Origin of the sequence: Janthinobacterium kochi (assembly GCF_051380715.1) — a bacterium.
Classification (GTDB): domain Bacteria; phylum Pseudomonadota; class Gammaproteobacteria; order Burkholderiales; family Burkholderiaceae_D; genus Janthinobacterium.
On sequence record NZ_JBNYXO010000002.1, the window covers coordinates 596,604 to 614,278 of the forward strand.

Consider the following 17,675-nt stretch of genomic DNA (forward strand, 5'->3'; position numbering starts at 1 on the left):
CAAGCGCTAGCGCACCGCCACCCGCGCCAGCCCCGGCTGGTTCGCCATCCAGTAGTGCTGGAAGGCCAGGCGGATGTTGTCGCGCAGCTGGGTGTCATCCCAAGGTTTCGTATAAAAACGGTAGATGGCGCCCCGGTTGATTGAGTCGAGCACCGCTTCGAGGCCCGTGTAGCCGGACAGGATGATGCGGATGGTTTCCGGGTACAGCTCTTTGACCTTGCTGAGGAATTCCGTGCCGCTCATGCTGGGCATGCGCTGGTCGCAGACGATCACGTGCACGCGGTGCAGCGCCAGCATTTCAAACCCTTCGGCTGGCGTGCTGGCCGTGAGGATGTGATAGCCCTCGGGGCGGAACAGGCGGTGCAGCGACGACAGCACGTTGACATCGTCATCGACGATGAGCAGGGTCTGCGCCGGCTGGGCGGCCGGGTCGTGGCCGGGCGGCAGGCCGGCGCCGGCGACGATCATCTGCCCCAGTTCCAGCGCTGGCAGGGCGCGGCTGAAATAAAAACCCTGGATTTCATCGCAGCGGTTGCGCCGCAGGTATTCGAGCTGCGGGCGCGACTCCACGCCTTCGGCCACCACGCTCAGTTTCAGGCTGTGCGCCATGCTGACGATGGCCAGCGCGATGGCCGCATCGTTCGGGTTGCTGGTGATGTTGCGCACGAAGGCGATGTCGATTTTGAGCTTGTCGATAGGGAAGCGCTGCAGATACGCCAAGCTGGAGTAGCCGGTGCCGAAATCGTCGATGGCCACTTTCACGCCGATTTTCTTCAACTTTCCCAGTACGACGATGGTGCGCTCGGCGTTCGACATCAGCGCCGTTTCCGTCAGTTCCAGCTCCAGCAGGTCCGGCGCCACGCCATGCTGCGCCAGCGCGCGCGTCACCTCGCCTTCCAGGTCGCCTTCGGCAAACTGGCGGCTCGAGACGTTCACGGCCACGTGCACGAGCCCCACTTCGCTGTCGCGCCACTCGGCGATCTGGCGGCAGGCAGCCTGGATCACCCAGGCGCCCACGCGCACGATCAGGCCCGTGTCTTCCAGCACGGGCACGAATTCGGCCGGCACCACCAGGCCGTAGCCGGGGCGACGCCAGCGCAGCAGCGCTTCCACGCCACTGATGCGGCCCGTGCGCAAGTCCACTTTCGGCTGGTAGTACAGGATGAATTGCTCGTGTTCGAGCGCATGGCGCAGCGCCAGTTCCAGGTCCAGGCGCGCCAGCACCTGCACGTTCATGCCGGCCGTGAAAAAGCGGTAGCCGTCGCGCCCCGCCTGCTTGGCGCCGCCCATGGCCGTATTCGCGTACTTGATCAGGGTTTCCGGGTCGGTGGCGTCGTCCGGATACATGGCGATGCCGATGCTGGCCGTCAGGGTAGCCGCGTGGCCGCGCAAGTCGAACGGCGCGCGCAAGGCTTCGCGCACCTGATTGGCCACCGCCACTGCTTCCTGCTGGTTGCGGCTCATGGTCAATATGAGCGCGAATTCGTCGTTGCCCAGGCGCCCCACCGTGTCGCGCAGGCGCACGCATTCGACCAGGCGGTTGCTGAACTGGCGCAGCAGTTCGTCGCCCAGCGCCGCGCCCAGGGTGTCGTTGATGCTTTTAAAACGGTCCAGCGCGATGAACAGCACCACGATGCGCCAGCTTTTTTCCTGTGCCAGTTCGACGGCCTGGGCCAGGGTCTGGTAAAACAGGCTGCGGTTCGGCAACCCCGTCAAGCCATCGTAATGGGCCAGGTGCTTCAGGCGCTCCTGCGCCTGGCGCCGTTCGCTGATGTCGCGCGCCACAGCGATCAGCAGCAGGCCGCCCGTGCAAGGGGTGCCAGGATAGCCGCCCGCCACCGGCGCCTGCGCATACCAGTGCCAGCCCAGTTCCACGGGCACCAGGCTCAGGTCGCGCCGCACCAGTTCGCATTCCGTCACTTCCGTGGCCAGGTGGGCCGAGCCACCCGGCAGCGTGGCCAGGGGCGGGACCGGCGGCGACGGCAGCAAGGTGCCGGGCGCCAGCGCCAGCAGTTCAGCGCGCGCATAGCCGAGCAGGCGACACGCGCCATCGTTGACGTCGACCAGGGTCATGCCTTGCACGTCGACGAGGAAGATGGCGTCGGTGGTGGCGTCCATGGCGCCGCGAAAGCGCTGCAGTTCGGCCGTGCGCTGGCCCACGGTGCGCTCGAGCAAGGTGTTGTAGTGGCGCGCGGCGCGGTGCAGCAACCGCACTTCGAGCATGTTGCGGATGCGTGTGAGCACTTCGAGCGCGTCAAACGGCTTGCTGATGAAGTCGCGCGCGCCCGCTTCCAGCGCGGCCAGCTTGGCGTCCGGGTCGGCGGCGATCACCAGCACGGGCAAATAGCCTTCCAGTTCCAGCGGGCGCAAGGTGTCCATCACGGCATAGCCGCTCATGCCGGGCATCACCAGGTCGAGGATGATCAAGTCGAACTGGTGGCGCTGGTGCAGGCCGGCCACGGCGCGCGCGTCGAGGGTGCTGCTGATGGCCGTGTAGCCGCCGCTGTGCAGCAAATGCTCGAGCAGGCGCAAATTGACTTCCTGGTCGTCGACGATGAGAATTTTCGCCGCATAGATATCGGCCTGGCTGATCATGGCGCGCCTGTTCCCTTCTGCCGGCGCTGCTGCGCCACATAGGCCAGGGTGCTGTTGATCGCCTCGGTAAATTCGTCGAGGTTGATCGGCTTGGTCAGATAGCGGTAAAAGCCCAGCGCCATGCTGCGCTCCACATCGCCCGGCATGGCGTTGGCCGTCAGGGCGATGACGGGGATGTGCGCCGTGCGCGGATCGGCGCGCAACAGTTTCAGCGCATCCGTGCCATTCACATGGGGCAGGTTGATGTCCATCAGGATCAGCTGCGGCAGGTGCGTGCGCGCCATTTCCACGCCCAGGCGACCATCCGTTGCCGTCAGCAGCTGCAATTGCGGGCAGTAGCGCACGATTTCCTCGACCAGGGTCAGGTTGGCGGGATTGTCTTCCACGTACAGCAAGGTCACGGGGGCGCTGTTCTCAAGCAGCGCCCCCGCCAGGTCCGGCCGCGGCAAGGGCGGGATCAAAGGTATGGGCAAAGCATCGACCATCCGCAGCTCGATCCAGAAAATGCTGCCCTCGCCGGGTGCGCTGGTCACGCCGATGCTGCCATCCATCAGCTCCACCAGGCGCTTGGTGACCACCAGGCCGATACCGCTGCCTTCTTCCGCGCCGCCTTCCTGCCCCAGCCGGTTGAAGGGCTGGAACAGCAGCGCCAGCTGTTCGGCATCGAGACCCACGCCCGTGTCGCGCACGCTGATGCGCACCCGCCCGCCCGCCTGCGGCACGCAATCGATGGCCACCTGCCCCTGCTCGCGGTTGTACTTGAGCGCATTCGACAGCAGGTTCAATAAAATCTGCTTGAGGCGCGTGCGGTCGGCCAGCACGTTCAGGGGACAGGCATCGGGGAAGGTCATGCCGATGCCGCGCTGGCTGGCCAGCGGCGCGATCATGTCGCGGCATTCCTGCAAGATGGCATCCAGGCCCACCGGTTCGAGCGACAGGCTGACCGTGCCCGACTCCACCTTCGCCAGATCGAGGATTTCATTGATCAAGGTCAACAAATGGCGCCCCGACTTCAGGATATGGCCGGCGAACTCCTTCTTTTGCGCCAGGGTCGACGGCAGGCGGTCGGAACTGAGGATTTGCGCGAAGCCCAGGATGGCGTTCAGCGGCGTGCGCAATTCATGGCTCATCGACGACAGAAACGCCGACTTGGCATAGTTGGCGCTGCGCGCCTCTTCCATCGCCATGGCCAGTTCGCCATTCGTCATTTCCAGCTGCATCGTGCGCTCGTGCACGCGCACTTCCAGCTCCTGGTTCAGGCGCATGACTTCCTGCTGCGCCTGGGTGCGTTGCTCGCCTTCGCGCGCCAGCTCGCCATTTGAGCGCTCCAGCGCGTGCGTGCGCAGCTCGATTTCGGCCAGCATCTTGTTGAAGGAATCGACCAGCTGCGCCACTTCGTCGTCACTGAGTTTGCGCGCGCGGCGCGAGTAGTCGCCCTTCTCGATCACTTCGCGCGCCACGTCGGCGATATCGAGGATGGGCTGCGTGATGACGAAATCGAGGCGGCGCAGCAGCAGCAAGGCCACCAGCAGCGCCAGCACCGTCACGCTCAGCGCGATGGCCAGGTAGTCGGCCGTGCGGCCAGCCAGCTCATAATCGGCGCGCAGATACACGGTGCCCAGCAATTCGCCATTGTCGACGATGGGCTTGAACAATTCCACCGAGCTGCCCTGGATACTTTCGCCTTCCTTGCCCGCCTTGGCCGGCAGCTCGCCCACACTTTGGTTCGCGCGGTAGCTGGCAAACAGGCTGCCATCGGCCTTGTACAGGGCGCCGGCCGACACGCGCGGGCGGATGCGCATCAGGTTGAGGTTTTCCAGCGCCAGGCGTTCGTCGTCGAAGGCCAGCGCGGCCGAACTCATGTGCCCCAGCAGTTCGGCCTGGGTACTGATGTCGGCCACCAGGTTGCGGTGATAGGCGCGCAAGTCGTAGACGACGATGGTGCCCAGCGAAATGACGAGTGCCACCAGGGTGGTCAGCAAGACCACTGACATCAGCTTGTGGCGGATGGAACGCAGTCGCAGCATGGTCAGGCGCCCCCTGTCTGCACGCGATAGGCGGCCAGCAGCATGCGCGCGCTGATGCGGATATGCGCCTGCGCCACGGGTTTCAGGGCCACGTCGAAGCGCACCTTGTCGTCGGCCATCACAAAATTGATCATGCTGCCCATCGCGTAGACCTCATCCGAATCGGATACCGTCAGCAACGCCAGGCCACGGCTGGCGGCCAGCATCTCCTGCAGCGCCGTTTTCTCCAGCGCCCCCAGGTACAGCACGTGCAGCCCGGCCAGCGCTTCGCCGCGGCGCACTTTTTTCACTTGCACGGCGCGGCCGTTGACGCTGTGCCCGGCCACGCTCTGTTCGAGCTGCTCGGCCAGCGCATCGGCGCCCGCCACGCCGATCACCAGCGGAGAGTCGGGCCGGGCAAAGCTGCCATCGGGCCACTCGACATAGCCGGCAAACTTGTACAGATACGCGGCCTTGACCTGGCGCTCCAGCTCCCCCGGCACCTGCGCCTGCGCATCGGCGCACAGCACGCCCAGGAGCAGCAATAGCCAGCCCCAGCGGAAAGAGCGGCGAACAGCGCCGCGCACGGGGCTGCGCAAGGGGCCAGGATGATGCCACCAGGTCCAGTTCAGAATTGCCATGACAACCGAGTAAAGAGAATGCATACGACGACGCGGCACCATGCCGCGTGCCTATTCGGGCGATGCGCACCAGGGCAGCAACAGAGCGCCTGCCGGCCCGAAGTGGTAGCAAATGTATAAAAGAGTGTACGCATTTTCGCTGCTAACGGGGAAAGTTTCTTTTTCCGTTGGCCATGCTACAGTCTTGCCACCTTTCCCACCGCATGCAGGAGTCATCCATGAGCAACGCACTCGTCCCCCTCTCCACCGCAGTCGGCCTGGCCTTGCAGGCGAAGGGCCTGCTGCTGGCCACGGCCGAGTCGTGCACGGGCGGCGGCGTGGCGCAGGCCGTCACCGACGTCTCGGGCTCGAGCGCCTGGTTCGAACGGGGCTTCGTCACCTATTCCAACGGGGCCAAGAGCAGCATGCTGGGCGTGCCGGCCGAGCTGATCGCCGCACACGGCGCCGTCAGCGAGGAAGTGGCCGCCGCCATGGCGCAAGGCAGCCTGGTCCACAGCGATGCCCAGGTGGCCGTCTCGACCACGGGTATCGCCGGCCCCACGGGCGGCGTACCGGGCAAACCCGTCGGCACCGTCTGCTTCGGCTGGGCCATGCACGGACGCATGCAGACGCAGCGGCTGGTGTTTGCGGGCGACCGGCAAGCCGTGCGCGAGCAGGCCGTGGCGCACGCCCTGCGGGAACTGCTGCGCTTTATCCAGTAGCGTCGGCGATGCAGGCACGGTCGCGGCCCGCCTGCTTGGCCGCATACAGGGCGCTGTCGGCGCGCAGCAGCAACTCGTGGCGGCCGGCGCCATGGCGCGGATACTCGGCGATACCGGCCGAGAAGGTGCAGCCGGACAGGCTGTGCGGTGCCTGCCGGATCAGCAACTGGCGGTAACGCGCGGCGATATCGTCGATCTTGTGCGCGGCGATGCTGCTGTCGGCTTCGCGCAACAGCAGGCAGAATTCCTCGCCACCATAACGGCAGACCATGTCGCTGCCGCGCAGCTGGCTCTCGACCAGGCGCGCAAACTGGATCAGTACTTCATCGCCAAAATTATGCCCGTAGGTGTCGTTGACGCGCTTGAAGAAATCCAGGTCGATGATGGCGATGGCCACGGGCGCATCCGCGTCGGCTTCGTGCAGGATGGCATTGAGGCAAGTTTCAAAATGGCGGCGGTTGTACAGGCCCGTCAGGTGGTCGCGCATGGCCTGCTCCTTCAGGCTGTCCTGCAAGGAATTGACATGCAGTATCTGGTGCGCCAGCTCGCGGTTCAAGTGCTCGAGCTTGACGTTTTCCGATTCGCGCGCCGCCTGCAATTCCAGCGCCTTGTCGCGCTCGGCCTTCAGGCTGTGCATTTCCTTTTCCAGGTTGCGCATCAGGCTGCGCGAGGCGCGCGCCGACTTGCTGCTGGCCTCGAACACGGCCTGGTATTGCTGCAAAAAGCCGTACGCTGCCTGCCATTCGCCCAGCTGGGCATTGATCTCGGCCAGCCCGCGCAAAATCTGCTGCTGGTGAAACGGATTGCGCGTCCAGCTCAGCAGGCTGTGCGCCTGCGTCAGCGAGGCCAGCGCCTGCGCCGTCTGGCCCGCGTGCAAGTCCAGCTTGCCGCGCACCAGCCATGCATGCATCTGCTCTTCCAGGTCCTGCCCGCGGTGCGCATATTCCTCGGCGCGCAACAACAATTGCAAGGCGCTCTCGGGCTGGCGCAGCAAGATGGCGGCGTGCGCGGCGATGCAGAACAGGAAGGCACGCACGGCCAGGTCTTCTTCCGGCCACTCGTAAAACGGTTCCACCAGCGCCAGCGCCTCGGCCGGCTTGCCGGTGGCCAACAGACACATGGCCAGGTTGGCCGAAACGATGGTTTGCTGATATTTGAGCTTTTGCGTGCCGATGATCTCGAGCGCCTCGACCAGCAGGGGGATGGCGTCTTCATCGTTGCCCAGGTCATGCTGCGACGAGGCCAGGTTCGACAGGCTGTTGACCCGGTGCGCGGGGCTGCCGAAACGTTCGGCGATATCGAGCGCCAGCAGGAAATTGCGCGGGCCGTCCTGCGTATCGCCACGGTTCAGGGCATCGACGCCAAGGCGCGCGTACAGCATGAACTTGTGCAAGGAATCGGGTATCTGCGCGGCCTGGCTGCGCGCCTGCAGGAAATGCTGCTCGGCATCGGCAAAATCGCCGCGCCGGCTCGCATACGCGCCCTGCAGGGCAGCCACTTCCATGCCCCCTTCCAGGTCGCCGCTATGCTGGAAATACGCGCGCAGGCGCTCGCACAATGGCTCGGCCTCGCCCGCGTAATACGCCAGCCAGCAATGATTGAGTTCCGCATACGCGCCACCGCGCGCATACTGTTGTCGTTGCGCCGCCGCCAGCGCCATCTGCGCCAGCCGGCGTGCCTGGCGGCGGTTACCGACCAGGCAAGACAGGGCTTGCTGATTCAGACGGTCAATGTCGGTTTTATCGAGACTGGAGATCGGCACTGCGTCCTCGTTAACACTCTGGGGCGGAATTTTTCACACAAAACTTGCTCTGTATCAATGGTATCCTGATTAACATCATAACCAGATTCGCTGTTCCGCATGGCATATTTGCAAAGGATTGTGGTAAAAATGCCAGTCGTGGCCTGGCCTGGCGCCAGCGCCGCTGTCACGGATCTTTGATTGTCACTGACGCAACAACTTGGAGTAGTCGCAATGCAAAACACGGTACATTTCATCCTGCAGGGCAAGGGCGGCATCGGCAAGACCCTGGTATCGACCCTGCTGGCCCAGTGGCTAGGCGGCAAGGACGACACGCCTTTGCGCTGCTATGACACCGATCAGGAAAACGCCACGTTCTCGCGCTACAAGGCGATGCAGGTCAAGCACGTGCCCGTGATGACGGATGCGCGCAACATCGACCCGAAACGCTTCGACGCGCTGATGATCGACATCCTCGAAACAGACGGCAACTGCGTGATCGACAATGGCGCGAATACCTTTTCGCCGCTGATGGGCTATCTGCTGGAAAACGATTGTTTCTCGCTGCTGGAAGAGTCGGGCCGCAAAGTGTACATCCACACCATCGTCGGCGGCGGCGACACCCTGCACGACACGGCCACGGGTTTTGTCGCCACGGCGCAAGCGACGAAGGTGCCGCTGGTGCTGTGGCAAAACGAACACTTCGGCCTGCTGCAATCGGCGTCCGGCAAGCAGTTCATGGAATCGCAGTCGTATGCCGACAACCGCGCGCGCGTGAAAGGCAGCATTACCTTGAGCCAGCGCAATCCCGACACCTTTGGCGCGGACGTCAAGAAAATGAATACGGCACGCCTGACGATGCAGGAAGTGCTGCAGAACGACAAGTTCAACATCATGGAAAAACAGCGCATCAAGGTCGTCTACCGCGACATCTTCGAACAACTCGACAAGGTGCAATGGTAGATGGACCAGCACAAACTGCGCAGCCACGTCTTCGACAAGACGGGCATCAAGGTCGACGTTGACGACCCGATATTCGCCTTGGTGGCGCTGAACGAAGCGGTGCTGGCGGAAACCGTCGAGCGCCAGCTGGCCCTGCTGGACGCCGCCACGCAAGCGCTGGCGGCGCAGGCGCGCGCGGCAGGCGGCTTGCCTGCCTTGCCGGCGGCAGCCATGGCCCAGCCGGCGCCGGAAGCGCTCATACCCGCGCCAACACCGGCCGGGCCGGCCGGCTTTACGCCGCGCGAATGGCGTTTGCTGGGCGCGGCCGCCATCGTCTCGCTCGCCTGCGCGCTGCTGGTGCTGGGCGGCGCGGCCCTGCTGTATAAACTGTAGCACCGAGCGTAGCACTGTCGCGCTGCGCCAGCCACGAGCGAAGCGCAGCGTCTTCCCCCACCCTAGCCTGGAAGCATGCATGAAACCGATCAAATTGCTGGCCATACCCGCCCTGATGCTGTCGCTGTACGGCGCCCCGCTCACCCTCGCCCACGCCGCCGGTGCCGCCGCCGCGACCGCAGCCGCGGCCATGCCAAATATTGCCTACGAAAAATACACGCTGCCGAATGGCCTCGACGTGATTCTCGTGGAAGACCATAAATTACCCGTCACGGCCGTCAACGTCTGGTACCACGTGGGACCGGCCAATGAAGCACCGGGGCTGACGGGCTTTGCGCATCTGTTCGAGCACATGATGTTTGCCGCCACCAAGCACGTGCCGCGCGGCATGGCCGACCAGTTGCTCGAAGGCGCGGGCGCCACCGATTCGAACGGCAGCACGGATTTCGACCGCACCAATTATTTCGACACGGTGCCATCGAACCAGCTGGAACTGGCCCTGTGGGCCCATTCCGACCGCATGGGCTATCTGCTGGACGTGCTCGACCAGACGGCGCTGACGAACCAGCAGGACGTGGTGCGCAACGAACGCCGCCAGAGCGTGGAGAACGCGCCGTACGGCATCGTGCAGGAAGCCCTGTATCACCAGCTGTTTCCCAAGACCCACCCGTATTACGCCAGCGTCATCGGTTCGCATGCGGACATCCAGAACGCGAAACTGGCCGATATCAAGGAATTCTTTAGCAAATACTATGGTCCCAACAACGCCAGCCTGGTGATCGCCGGCGACATCGACAAGGCGAAGACCAAGCAACTGGTCAACAAATACTTCGGCAGCTTCAAGAGCGGCCCCGCCGTGCCGAAACCGAATGTCGTGACGCCACCCATCACGCAGGAACGCCGCGTCGTGGTGCAAGACCGGGTCGAGTTGCCGCGCGTGTTCATGGCCTGGCTGACGCCGTCGGCCTACGCCAAGGATGACGCGGAACTGTCGATGGCCGCGCACATCCTGGCCGGCGGCAAGTCCAGCCGCCTGTACAAGTCCCTGGTGTACGACAAGCAGATCGCGCAGGACGTGGGCGCCAACCAGAGCTCGAACGCCCTCACCTCCGTGTTTACCATCGACGTGACGGCGCGCCCCGGCCACCAGCCCGAGGAAATCGAGCAAGCCATGCAGGCGGAGCTGGAGCAATTGCGCGCCAAAGGGCCCACCGAGAAGGAATTGGAACGGGCCCGCAACAGTATCGAGACGAGCATGCTGAGCCAGGTGGAAAAAGTGGGCGGCAACGCCAACATGATGAACCAGTACAACCAGTACCTGGGCGACCCCGGCTACCTGCCCAAGGATATCGAACGCTACCGCCAGGTGACGGCAGCCGGCGTGCAGCGCGCCGTCGACACTTACCTGAAAAACCAGGCGCGCGTGGTGGTGTATGGCGTGCCGGGCACGCCGGACCTGGGCGCGGAAGTGCCGACACCGGCGCCGGGCAAAGTCAAGCCTGCGCCAAGCACGGCCATCAATGCGGACGAGCCGTGGCGCAGTGCCGTGCCGAAGGCTGGGCCCGCGCCGAAGATCGTGCTACCGCAAGCGACGTCCTTCACCCTGAGCAATGGCTTGACCGTGATCCACAACTACAATCCGGCCGTGCCGCTGGTGTCGGCCCAACTGGTGGTGAAAAGCGGTTCGGGCGCCAATCCTTTGGCGCAGCCGGGCTTGTCGGGCTTTACGGCGCAATTGCTGCAGGAAGGCACGGCCACACGCAGCGCGCCGCAGATCGCCGACGACGTGGCGCAACTGGGCGCTTTTCTGGGCACCGGTTCCGGCGCGGATGCCTCGTTCGCCCAGCTGACGTCGCTAAAAACCACCTTCCCGCAAGCGCTCGACGTGCTGGCCGACGTGGTGCAGCACCCGCAATTCCCGCAAGACGAGGTGGAACGCCAGCGCGCCAGCCGCATCGGCGAACTGGCGCAACAGCGCGAAAACGCGGGGGCCGTGGCGGCCCGCGTGGAAGCGGCAGCCCTGTATGGCCCGCAACATCCGTACGGTACCATCCAGCTGGGCACGGAAGCGGCCCTGAAGGCCACCAGCCGCGCCGACCTGCAGGCGTTCTGGCAGCAGCATTATGTGCCCAACAATGCGGCCCTGATCGTCTCGGGCGATATCGGCGCTGCGGAATTGAAGGCGCTGGCCGAAGCCAAGTTCGGCAGCTGGAAGGCGGGCACGGTAGCGCCGTCCGTGACAGCGGCGCCGGTCACGACGAAAGCCAGGCTGATCCTGGTCGACAAGCCGGGCGCGCCGCAGACGGCCGTGCGCCTGTCGACCATCGCCGTGGCCCGCACGACGCCCGACTATGCGCCGCTGCAAGTGATGAACGCGGCATTGGGCGGCTTGTTTACGAGTCGGCTGAGCAATAATTTGCGCGAAGAGAAGGGCTACACGTATGGCGTGCGCTCGCAACTCCAGTACCGCAGCCAGCCGGGGCCATTCTCCATCGCGGCAGGCGTACGCACCGACGTGACGGGTCCCGCCGTGTCGGAAACCTTCAAGGAAATCCGCGCCATGATCGCCAAGCCGTTAACGGCCAAGGAATTGTCGAATGCGCGCAATTCGCAGGTGCTGTCGCTGCCGGGCCAGTTCGAGACGAATGCCAGCATCAGCGCCAGCATGGCCAACACGTATATCTACGGCCTGGGCCTCGACTACTACGCGACCCTGCCGCAGCGCTTTGCGGGCGTCACGGACAAGCAGGTGCAACAGGTGGCGAAGAAATACCTGCAGCCGGAAAAGCTGATCGTCATCGGCGTGGGCGACAAGGCGAAGATCGCCCCGCAATTGTCGAAGCTGAAGCTGGCGCCCGTGGAATTGCGCGATGCCGAAGGTAACGTCAAGTAATCGGGTCTAGCGGCGCTTGAACAGCGCCGCTTTATCAACCAGCGCCGCGATCGCCACACCGGCCGTATAGGCGATCAAGTCGACCCAGCCGAAGGTGGAACCCAGCACCAGGTGCCCCAGCGGATGCGCGCGCAGCGCGACGAGCCAAGGCGCCTGGACCAGCTGGCCGAATTCCACGGCAAAGCAGATCAGCAAGGACCACAATGCCAGCTGCCACGTGCGCATGCGCGTGGCGATGATGCCCAGCGCAAAGACGATCATCATGGCCCACAGGGCGTCGCCCGGATACTTGCCAAGCGCGGCGGGAAGAAATTGGGGATAAGCGCGCGAGGCCAGGCCCAGCGCGATGACAGCCACGGTTGCGCCCACCTGCAGCAGGCGGCGGCGTTCAGGTTTTACCAGGAACATATTTCCATTCAAAGACACAATTCGGGCCGAACCATTGCGGCCCGTCCGATATTGTACTGCGCCTGCCCTGCCTGCCTGGCGCCTATTTCGCTATGGCAAGTTCAACCGGCACCCTTGCGCTGCGCCGGTCAAGCGGGGCCACCTGCGCAGCCCCACTGGACGGATCGACGCTCAGTCGCCCAAGCCTGCGTACAAGGCCGTGCTCAGGTAGCGCTCGCCAAACGACGGAATGATGGTGACGATGGTCTTGCCCGCGTTTTCCGGGCGGCGCGCCACTTGCAGGGCGGCCCACAGGGCGGCGCCCGACGAGATGCCGACCAATAAACCTTCGTCGCTGGCGGCCAGGCGCGCCGTGGCGAAGGCGTCGTCGTTCTTCACGCAGATGATTTCATCGTAGATGGCCGTGTTCAAGATCTGCGGTACGAAACCGGCGCCGATGCCCTGGATCGGGTGCGGGCCTTTGGTGCCTTTCGACAGCATCGGCGACGCTTCCGGTTCCACGGCGATCACTTGCAGGCCCGGCTTGCGTTCCTTCAACACTTCGCCGATGCCGGTGATCGTGCCGCCCGTGCCCACGCCGGCGACGACGATATCGACTTGTCCATCCGTATCGCGCCAGATTTCCTCGGCTGTCGTGGCGCGGTGGATGGCGGGATTGGCAGGATTGTTAAATTGCTGCAGCATCAGGTAGTGCGGCTCGGCCGCCACCATTTCCTCGGCCTTGCGGATGGCCCCCAGCATGCCTTCGCTGCCGGGCGTGAGCACCAGCTCGGCGCCGTAGGCGCGCAGCAGGATGCGCCGTTCGCGGCTCATGGTGTCGGGCATGACGAGGGTGCAACGGTAGCCGCGCGCGGCGCAGACCATGGCCAGCGCGATGCCCGTGTTGCCGCTGGTGGGCTCGACGATGACGGTATCGGCATGGATCTTGCCAGCAGCTTCGGCGGCGACGATCATGGACAGGCCGATGCGGTCCTTGACACTGTGGGCGGGATTGTAGAATTCGAGTTTGGCCAGGATGGTGGCCACACTGCCGGCGGCGATGCGGTTGATGCGCACCAGGGGGGTGTTGCCGATCAGTTCAGTGACGTCGTTGGCGATGTTCATGGAAGGAATCTCCGCTATTTCAAGAAACCCCAGTCTACCGCGTTTCAGCACGCTGATGGCGGCAGCGCGAGCAGGCACCGCCGCCAAACGGAACAATTACTTAACGTCCAGCAATTCCACGTCGAAGATCAGTGCCGAGTTCGGCGGAATGTCGCCATTGCCGGCGCCGCGAGGGCCGTAGGCCAGTTCGCCTGGAATGATCAGGGTGCGCTTGCCGCCCACTTTCATGCCGGCTACGCCCTGGTCCCAGCCCTTGATGACCATACCCTTGCCGAGCGGGAAGTCAAACGGGCCACGGCCCACGGAGCTGTCGAACTTCTTGCCGCGCGAATCTTTCGCCAGCGGACGGTACAGCCAGCCCGTGTAGTGCACGGTGACGTTGTTGCCGGCGGACGCTTCCTTGCCGGTGCCGACCTTGTTGTCGATCACGATCAGTTTATCGGCGACAGGGCCGGGGCTCAGCGAGACGGCGGAGGCGGGAACAGGCGCTGGCGCCTGTGCCTGCGCCAGCGACGCGGCGACGGAGCAGATCAGGGCAAACAAAACGGAGCTACGCGTCATGATGGTTTCTTTCAGTGAGTTTCGGTAAGATCCCTGCAGTCCAGATAGCGCAGGGACAACAATAATAGCAAACCGCTGCCCGAAGTTGAAAACCCTGTCACAAGACTTACACTTTCCACGCCCGCTGCCGGCGCGCAAGAAGAACTGGCGCTGCCGGAATGGACTTAGAGGTCCGGCAAGGCTGAGGCACCAGGCTGGCGCAAGCTTTTCAGCGCATGGGCGGCCGCCACCATGCCGAAGCTGGCCGTCACCACCACGCTGGAACCGAAGCCGGCACAGTTCAGGCCCGTGACGCCGGCGGGCGCGCTGCCATCGATGGCGCACGCTTCGGCGCTCTCGGGCGTGCTCAACGGCTCCATGGAAAACACGGCATCGACGTTGAATTTGTTTTTCACGCCACGGGGGAAACCATATTCGGTACGCAACAGTTTTCGCACGCGCTTGAGCAGCGGCTCCTGTTCCGTTTTCGACAGGTCGCGCACGGCGATCAGGGTCGGGTCCGTCTGCCCGCCCGCGCTGCCGATGGTCAGCATGGGCAAATTGCGCGCGCGGCAATACGCAATCACGGCCGCCTTGGCCTTGGCATTGTCGATGGCGTCGACCAGATAGTCGAAATCGCGCCCGCCCAGCAACTGCTCCAGATTATCGGGGGTAATAAAATCCTCGATCTGCGTGACCTGGCACAAGGGGTTGATCAGTTCGATGCGTTCGGCCAGGGCCGTGATCTTGGCCTTGCCGATGGTGTCGCTCATGGCTTGGATCTGGCGATTGATATTCGATTCGGCAACATTGTCCAGATCGATCAAGGTCAGGCGGCCGATGGCGCTGCGCGCCAGCGCTTCGACGATCCAGGAACCGACACCGCCCACGCCAATCACACACACGTGGGCGGCGCGGAAGCGTTCCAACGCGGGTGCGCCGTACAGGCGGGCAATGCCGCCGAAACGCCGTTCAAAATCGATCTCGGTCAAGTCCATGGAAATTAGTTCATTGGTAGAGGTATGCATGGCACCATTTTAACGGACACTGCGCTGGCGGATATTCTAAAATAGCCGAATTGACACAGCGACAAGCTGCACTGTCGCCATGCCCCCACACCGCCCACCACGAGAACTCGCCATGACCTCTCCCCTGTTCGACTCCGTTCCCGGCTTTGACCAGCCCATCGCCGTGCTCAAGCATTGCCACGACAAGATCCGCAAGCAACTGACGACCCTGCAAAACCTGCTGGGCCACCTGGCGCAGCACGGCAACACGGCGGACGCGCAGCAGGCGGCCAAGGCGGTGTTGCAATACTTCAATAAAGCCGCCCATCTGCACCATGATGATGAAGAGCAGGACTTGATGCCCATGCTGCAAGCGACGGCCACGGGCGACGATGCCGCCCTGCTGGCGACCCTGGTGCCGGAAATCCTGGCCGACCATCAGCGCATGGACCAGGCCTGGCTGACCCTGCGCCCGGAACTGGACGCCATCGCCGCCGGCACGGCCACGCAGCTGTCCGCCGACGGCGTGCGCGATTACGATGCCGCCTACCAGGCCCACATGGCCAAGGAAGAGGGCCAGCTGGCGCCCATGGCCAAGCGCCTGTTCAGCGCGCAGCAGATGGAGCAGCTGGGCACGGCCATGCAGCGCCGCCGCGGCATTGCGCCCGATGCGCCGGAGACGCCTGAAGTGCCGGACGCGGCTGCCGTGCTGGCGGCCATGCGCACCGATTACGTGCAGTCCAGCCTGAGCGAGACGGATGTGCTGGCCGATCCCATCGCCATGTTCCAGAAATGGTTTGCCGAAGCCGTCAAGGCCCAGGTGATGGAGCCCAACGCCATGAGCCTGGCAACCGTCAGTCCCGACGGCAAGCCCAGCTCGCGCATCGTGCTGATCAAGCAGTTCGACGAACGCGGCTTTACCTGGTACACGAATTACCACAGCGACAAGGGCCAGCAGCTCGAGCACAATCCGAATGCCGCCCTGCTGTTCTTCTGGGGCGAGCTGGAGCGGCAAGTGCGCATCGAAGGCACGGTGGTGAAAACCACGGCGGCCGAGAGCGATGAGTATTTCAATGTGCGCCCCGTCCAAAGCCGCTTGTCGGCGATTGCCTCGCAGCAAAGCGCCCCCATCGACAGCCGTGCCACGCTGGAAAGCCATTACGCGGCCGTGGCCGCCGCCCTCGGCGACGCCCAGCCACCGCGGCCGGCCCACTGGGGCGGCTACCGTTTGCAGCCGGAGCGCATCGAATTCTGGCAAGGGCGCCGTTCGCGCTTCCACGACCGCATCGTGTTTACCCGCGATGCTGACGGGCAATGGAGCATGCAGCGTTTGCAACCTTAAACGCGCAGTCAAGGCGGCGCAAAGCGAGCTGGTCAATAAAGGTGTAGGCTATGCGGGTAGAAGTTACTAAATAACATTGTTTCTCAATTTGTGGCCCCAACTGGGGCCGCTGCATTGGAGGCCATTTTGTTTGTACAAAACCAACTCAAGTCCTGGATCGCCAGCATCCGCAGCAAGACCGCCTTGCCGCTCCGCATAGAATTGTGGAATGGCCAGCATGTGGACCTGTCCAGCGAAGCGCCCAGAGTCACCATCCGCCTGCCGACCATCGCCTCGGCACGCTATCTGCTGAACCCGTCGCTGGCCAATCTGGGCTCGGCCTATGTGGAAGGCAATATCGAAGTCAGGGGCACGGCCCAGGACATGATTTCCATCTGCAATGCGCTGGCGCGCAATACCCTGAAACCGGAAGGCAAGCTGGCCCGCATCGTGCGCAGCTTTACGCACGACAAGAGCAAGGATGCCGAAGCCATCCGCTACCACTACGATGTGTCGAACGCCTTTTATGAGCAGTTTCTCGACCCCGCCCTCGTGTATTCCTGCGCCTATTTTGAAGACGGCGATGAAACGCTGGCGCAGGCCCAGGTCAAGAAGATCGACCATATCCTGAAGAAAATCCAGCTGCAGCCGGGCCAGACCCTGCTCGACATCGGTTGCGGCTGGGGCGCGCTGGTCATCCGTGCCGCGCAACAATATGGCGCCCGCTGCGTGGGCGTGACCCTGTCGGAAAACCAGTACGCCCTGGCGCGCGAGCGCGTGGCGGCGGCCGGCCTCGCGCACCTGGTCGAGATCCGCCTGCAGGACTACCGCGACGTGACGGGGCAGTTCGACCGCATCACCAGCGTGGGCATGTTCGAGCACGTGGGACTGAAACACTTACCCGCGTACTTTTCCATCATCAACACACTGCTGGCGCCAGATGGCATGGCGATGAATCACGGCATCACCTCCACCGACCCGGACAATGGCGAAACGCCGTATGGCGGCGGGGAATTCATCGAGAAATATGTGTTTCCGCACGGCGAGCTGGCGCACATCGGCAATGTGCTCAAGACCATGCAGCAAGGGGGGCTGGAAGTGCTGGACGTGGAAAACCTGCGGCGCCACTATGCGCGCACCTGCGCCCTGTGGACGGAGAATTTCGAAGCCAACGCCGAGCAAATTCGTCCGCTGGCAGGCGAACGGCGCTTCCGCATCTGGCACGTCTACCTGGCCGGCTGCGCCTATGCCTTCGAGCAAGATTTGATCAGCCTGTACCAGATCGTCTGCGTGAAGGCGGGCCGGCGCTCCTCCACCCTGCCCTGGTCGCGCAACTACATGTATGCGCAGGATGCCAGGCCCGCACCCGCACTCAGCACCTGA

At 63.9% G+C, this 17,675-nt stretch carries 14 protein-coding genes; 6 read left to right on the top strand and 8 right to left on the bottom strand.

What is annotated here, in order from left to right:
* Positions 1–6 precede the first annotated feature (6 nt).
* From ACQ4WL_RS07035 to ACQ4WL_RS07045, 3 genes are read right to left on the bottom strand one after another with little or no spacing between them, the layout of a single operon-like run.
* On the bottom strand, positions 7–2,595 hold the full coding sequence (locus ACQ4WL_RS07035; protein WP_436508949.1) for an EAL domain-containing protein: 2,589 nt from the start codon (positions 2,593–2,595) through the stop codon (positions 7–9).
* Entirely contained in the window at positions 2,592–4,622 is a 2,031-nt protein-coding gene (locus ACQ4WL_RS07040) for a sensor histidine kinase, YfiR-like protein-associated (RefSeq protein WP_436508950.1), read from the bottom strand. Before ACQ4WL_RS07040 ends, ACQ4WL_RS07035 begins: the two co-directional genes overlap by 4 nt.
* A 2-nt stretch (positions 4,623–4,624) precedes the next feature.
* Entirely contained in the window at positions 4,625–5,242 is a 618-nt protein-coding gene (locus ACQ4WL_RS07045) for a TOL_0243 family YfiR-like periplasmic protein (protein WP_436508951.1), read from the bottom strand.
* A gap of 218 nt (positions 5,243–5,460) precedes the next feature.
* On the opposite strand from ACQ4WL_RS07045, the gene ACQ4WL_RS07050 reads away from it, so the two are divergent.
* A complete protein-coding gene (locus ACQ4WL_RS07050; protein WP_436508952.1) occupies positions 5,461–5,943 on the top strand; it encodes a CinA family protein in 483 nt (160 codons plus the stop codon).
* Here the strand turns inward: ACQ4WL_RS07050 and ACQ4WL_RS07055 are convergent.
* Positions 5,933–7,705 (bottom strand): GGDEF domain-containing protein, encoded by a 1,773-nt coding sequence (locus ACQ4WL_RS07055; RefSeq protein ID WP_436508954.1) that lies wholly within the window; start codon positions 7,703–7,705, stop codon positions 5,933–5,935. The genes ACQ4WL_RS07050 and ACQ4WL_RS07055 overlap by 11 nt on opposite strands.
* Positions 7,706–7,918: 213 nt before the next feature.
* On the opposite strand from ACQ4WL_RS07055, the gene ACQ4WL_RS07060 reads away from it, so the two are divergent.
* The 3 genes from ACQ4WL_RS07060 (at position 7,919) to ACQ4WL_RS07070 (ending at position 11,912) form a co-directional block, all read left to right on the top strand.
* On the top strand, positions 7,919–8,647 hold the full coding sequence (locus ACQ4WL_RS07060) for a P-loop NTPase family protein (RefSeq protein WP_436508956.1): 729 nt from the start codon (positions 7,919–7,921) through the stop codon (positions 8,645–8,647).
* Entirely contained in the window at positions 8,648–9,019 is a 372-nt protein-coding gene (gene traM, locus ACQ4WL_RS07065) for a conjugal transfer transcriptional regulator TraM (RefSeq protein WP_436508957.1), read from the top strand. It abuts the gene before it with no gap.
* Between the two features lie 79 nt (positions 9,020–9,098).
* A complete protein-coding gene (locus tag ACQ4WL_RS07070; RefSeq protein WP_436508958.1) occupies positions 9,099–11,912 on the top strand; it encodes a M16 family metallopeptidase in 2,814 nt (937 codons plus the stop codon).
* A 6-nt stretch (positions 11,913–11,918) separates the two neighbouring features.
* On the opposite strand, the gene ACQ4WL_RS07075 is transcribed toward ACQ4WL_RS07070, so the two are convergent.
* The 4 genes from ACQ4WL_RS07075 to ACQ4WL_RS07090 form a co-directional block, all read right to left on the bottom strand.
* Entirely contained in the window at positions 11,919–12,320 is a 402-nt protein-coding gene (locus tag ACQ4WL_RS07075) for a ribosomal maturation YjgA family protein (RefSeq protein WP_436508959.1), read from the bottom strand.
* Positions 12,321–12,491: 171 nt separating this feature from the next.
* Entirely contained in the window at positions 12,492–13,424 is a 933-nt protein-coding gene (cysK, locus tag ACQ4WL_RS07080) for a cysteine synthase A (protein WP_282408386.1), read from the bottom strand.
* 96 nt (positions 13,425–13,520) lie between these two features.
* Positions 13,521–13,985, bottom strand: coding sequence for an FKBP-type peptidyl-prolyl cis-trans isomerase (locus ACQ4WL_RS07085; RefSeq protein WP_096237983.1), 465 nt, complete (start codon positions 13,983–13,985; stop codon positions 13,521–13,523).
* A 164-nt stretch (positions 13,986–14,149) separates the two neighbouring features.
* Positions 14,150–14,992 carry a tRNA threonylcarbamoyladenosine dehydratase gene (locus ACQ4WL_RS07090; protein WP_436508960.1) on the bottom strand — a complete coding sequence of 281 codons (843 nt, stop codon included), beginning with the start codon at positions 14,990–14,992 and terminating at the stop codon, positions 14,150–14,152.
* A 112-nt stretch (positions 14,993–15,104) separates the two neighbouring features.
* On the opposite strand from ACQ4WL_RS07090, the gene pdxH reads away from it, so the two are divergent.
* Both pdxH and ACQ4WL_RS07100 read left to right on the top strand, forming a co-directional pair.
* Positions 15,105–16,313, top strand: coding sequence for a pyridoxamine 5'-phosphate oxidase (gene pdxH / locus ACQ4WL_RS07095; RefSeq protein ID WP_436508961.1), 1,209 nt, complete (start codon positions 15,105–15,107; stop codon positions 16,311–16,313).
* 126 nt (positions 16,314–16,439) lie between these two features.
* The gene (locus ACQ4WL_RS07100) at positions 16,440–17,675 is read left to right on the top strand and encodes a class I SAM-dependent methyltransferase (protein WP_436508963.1); all 1,236 of its coding nucleotides are present in this window, start codon (positions 16,440–16,442) and stop codon (positions 17,673–17,675) included.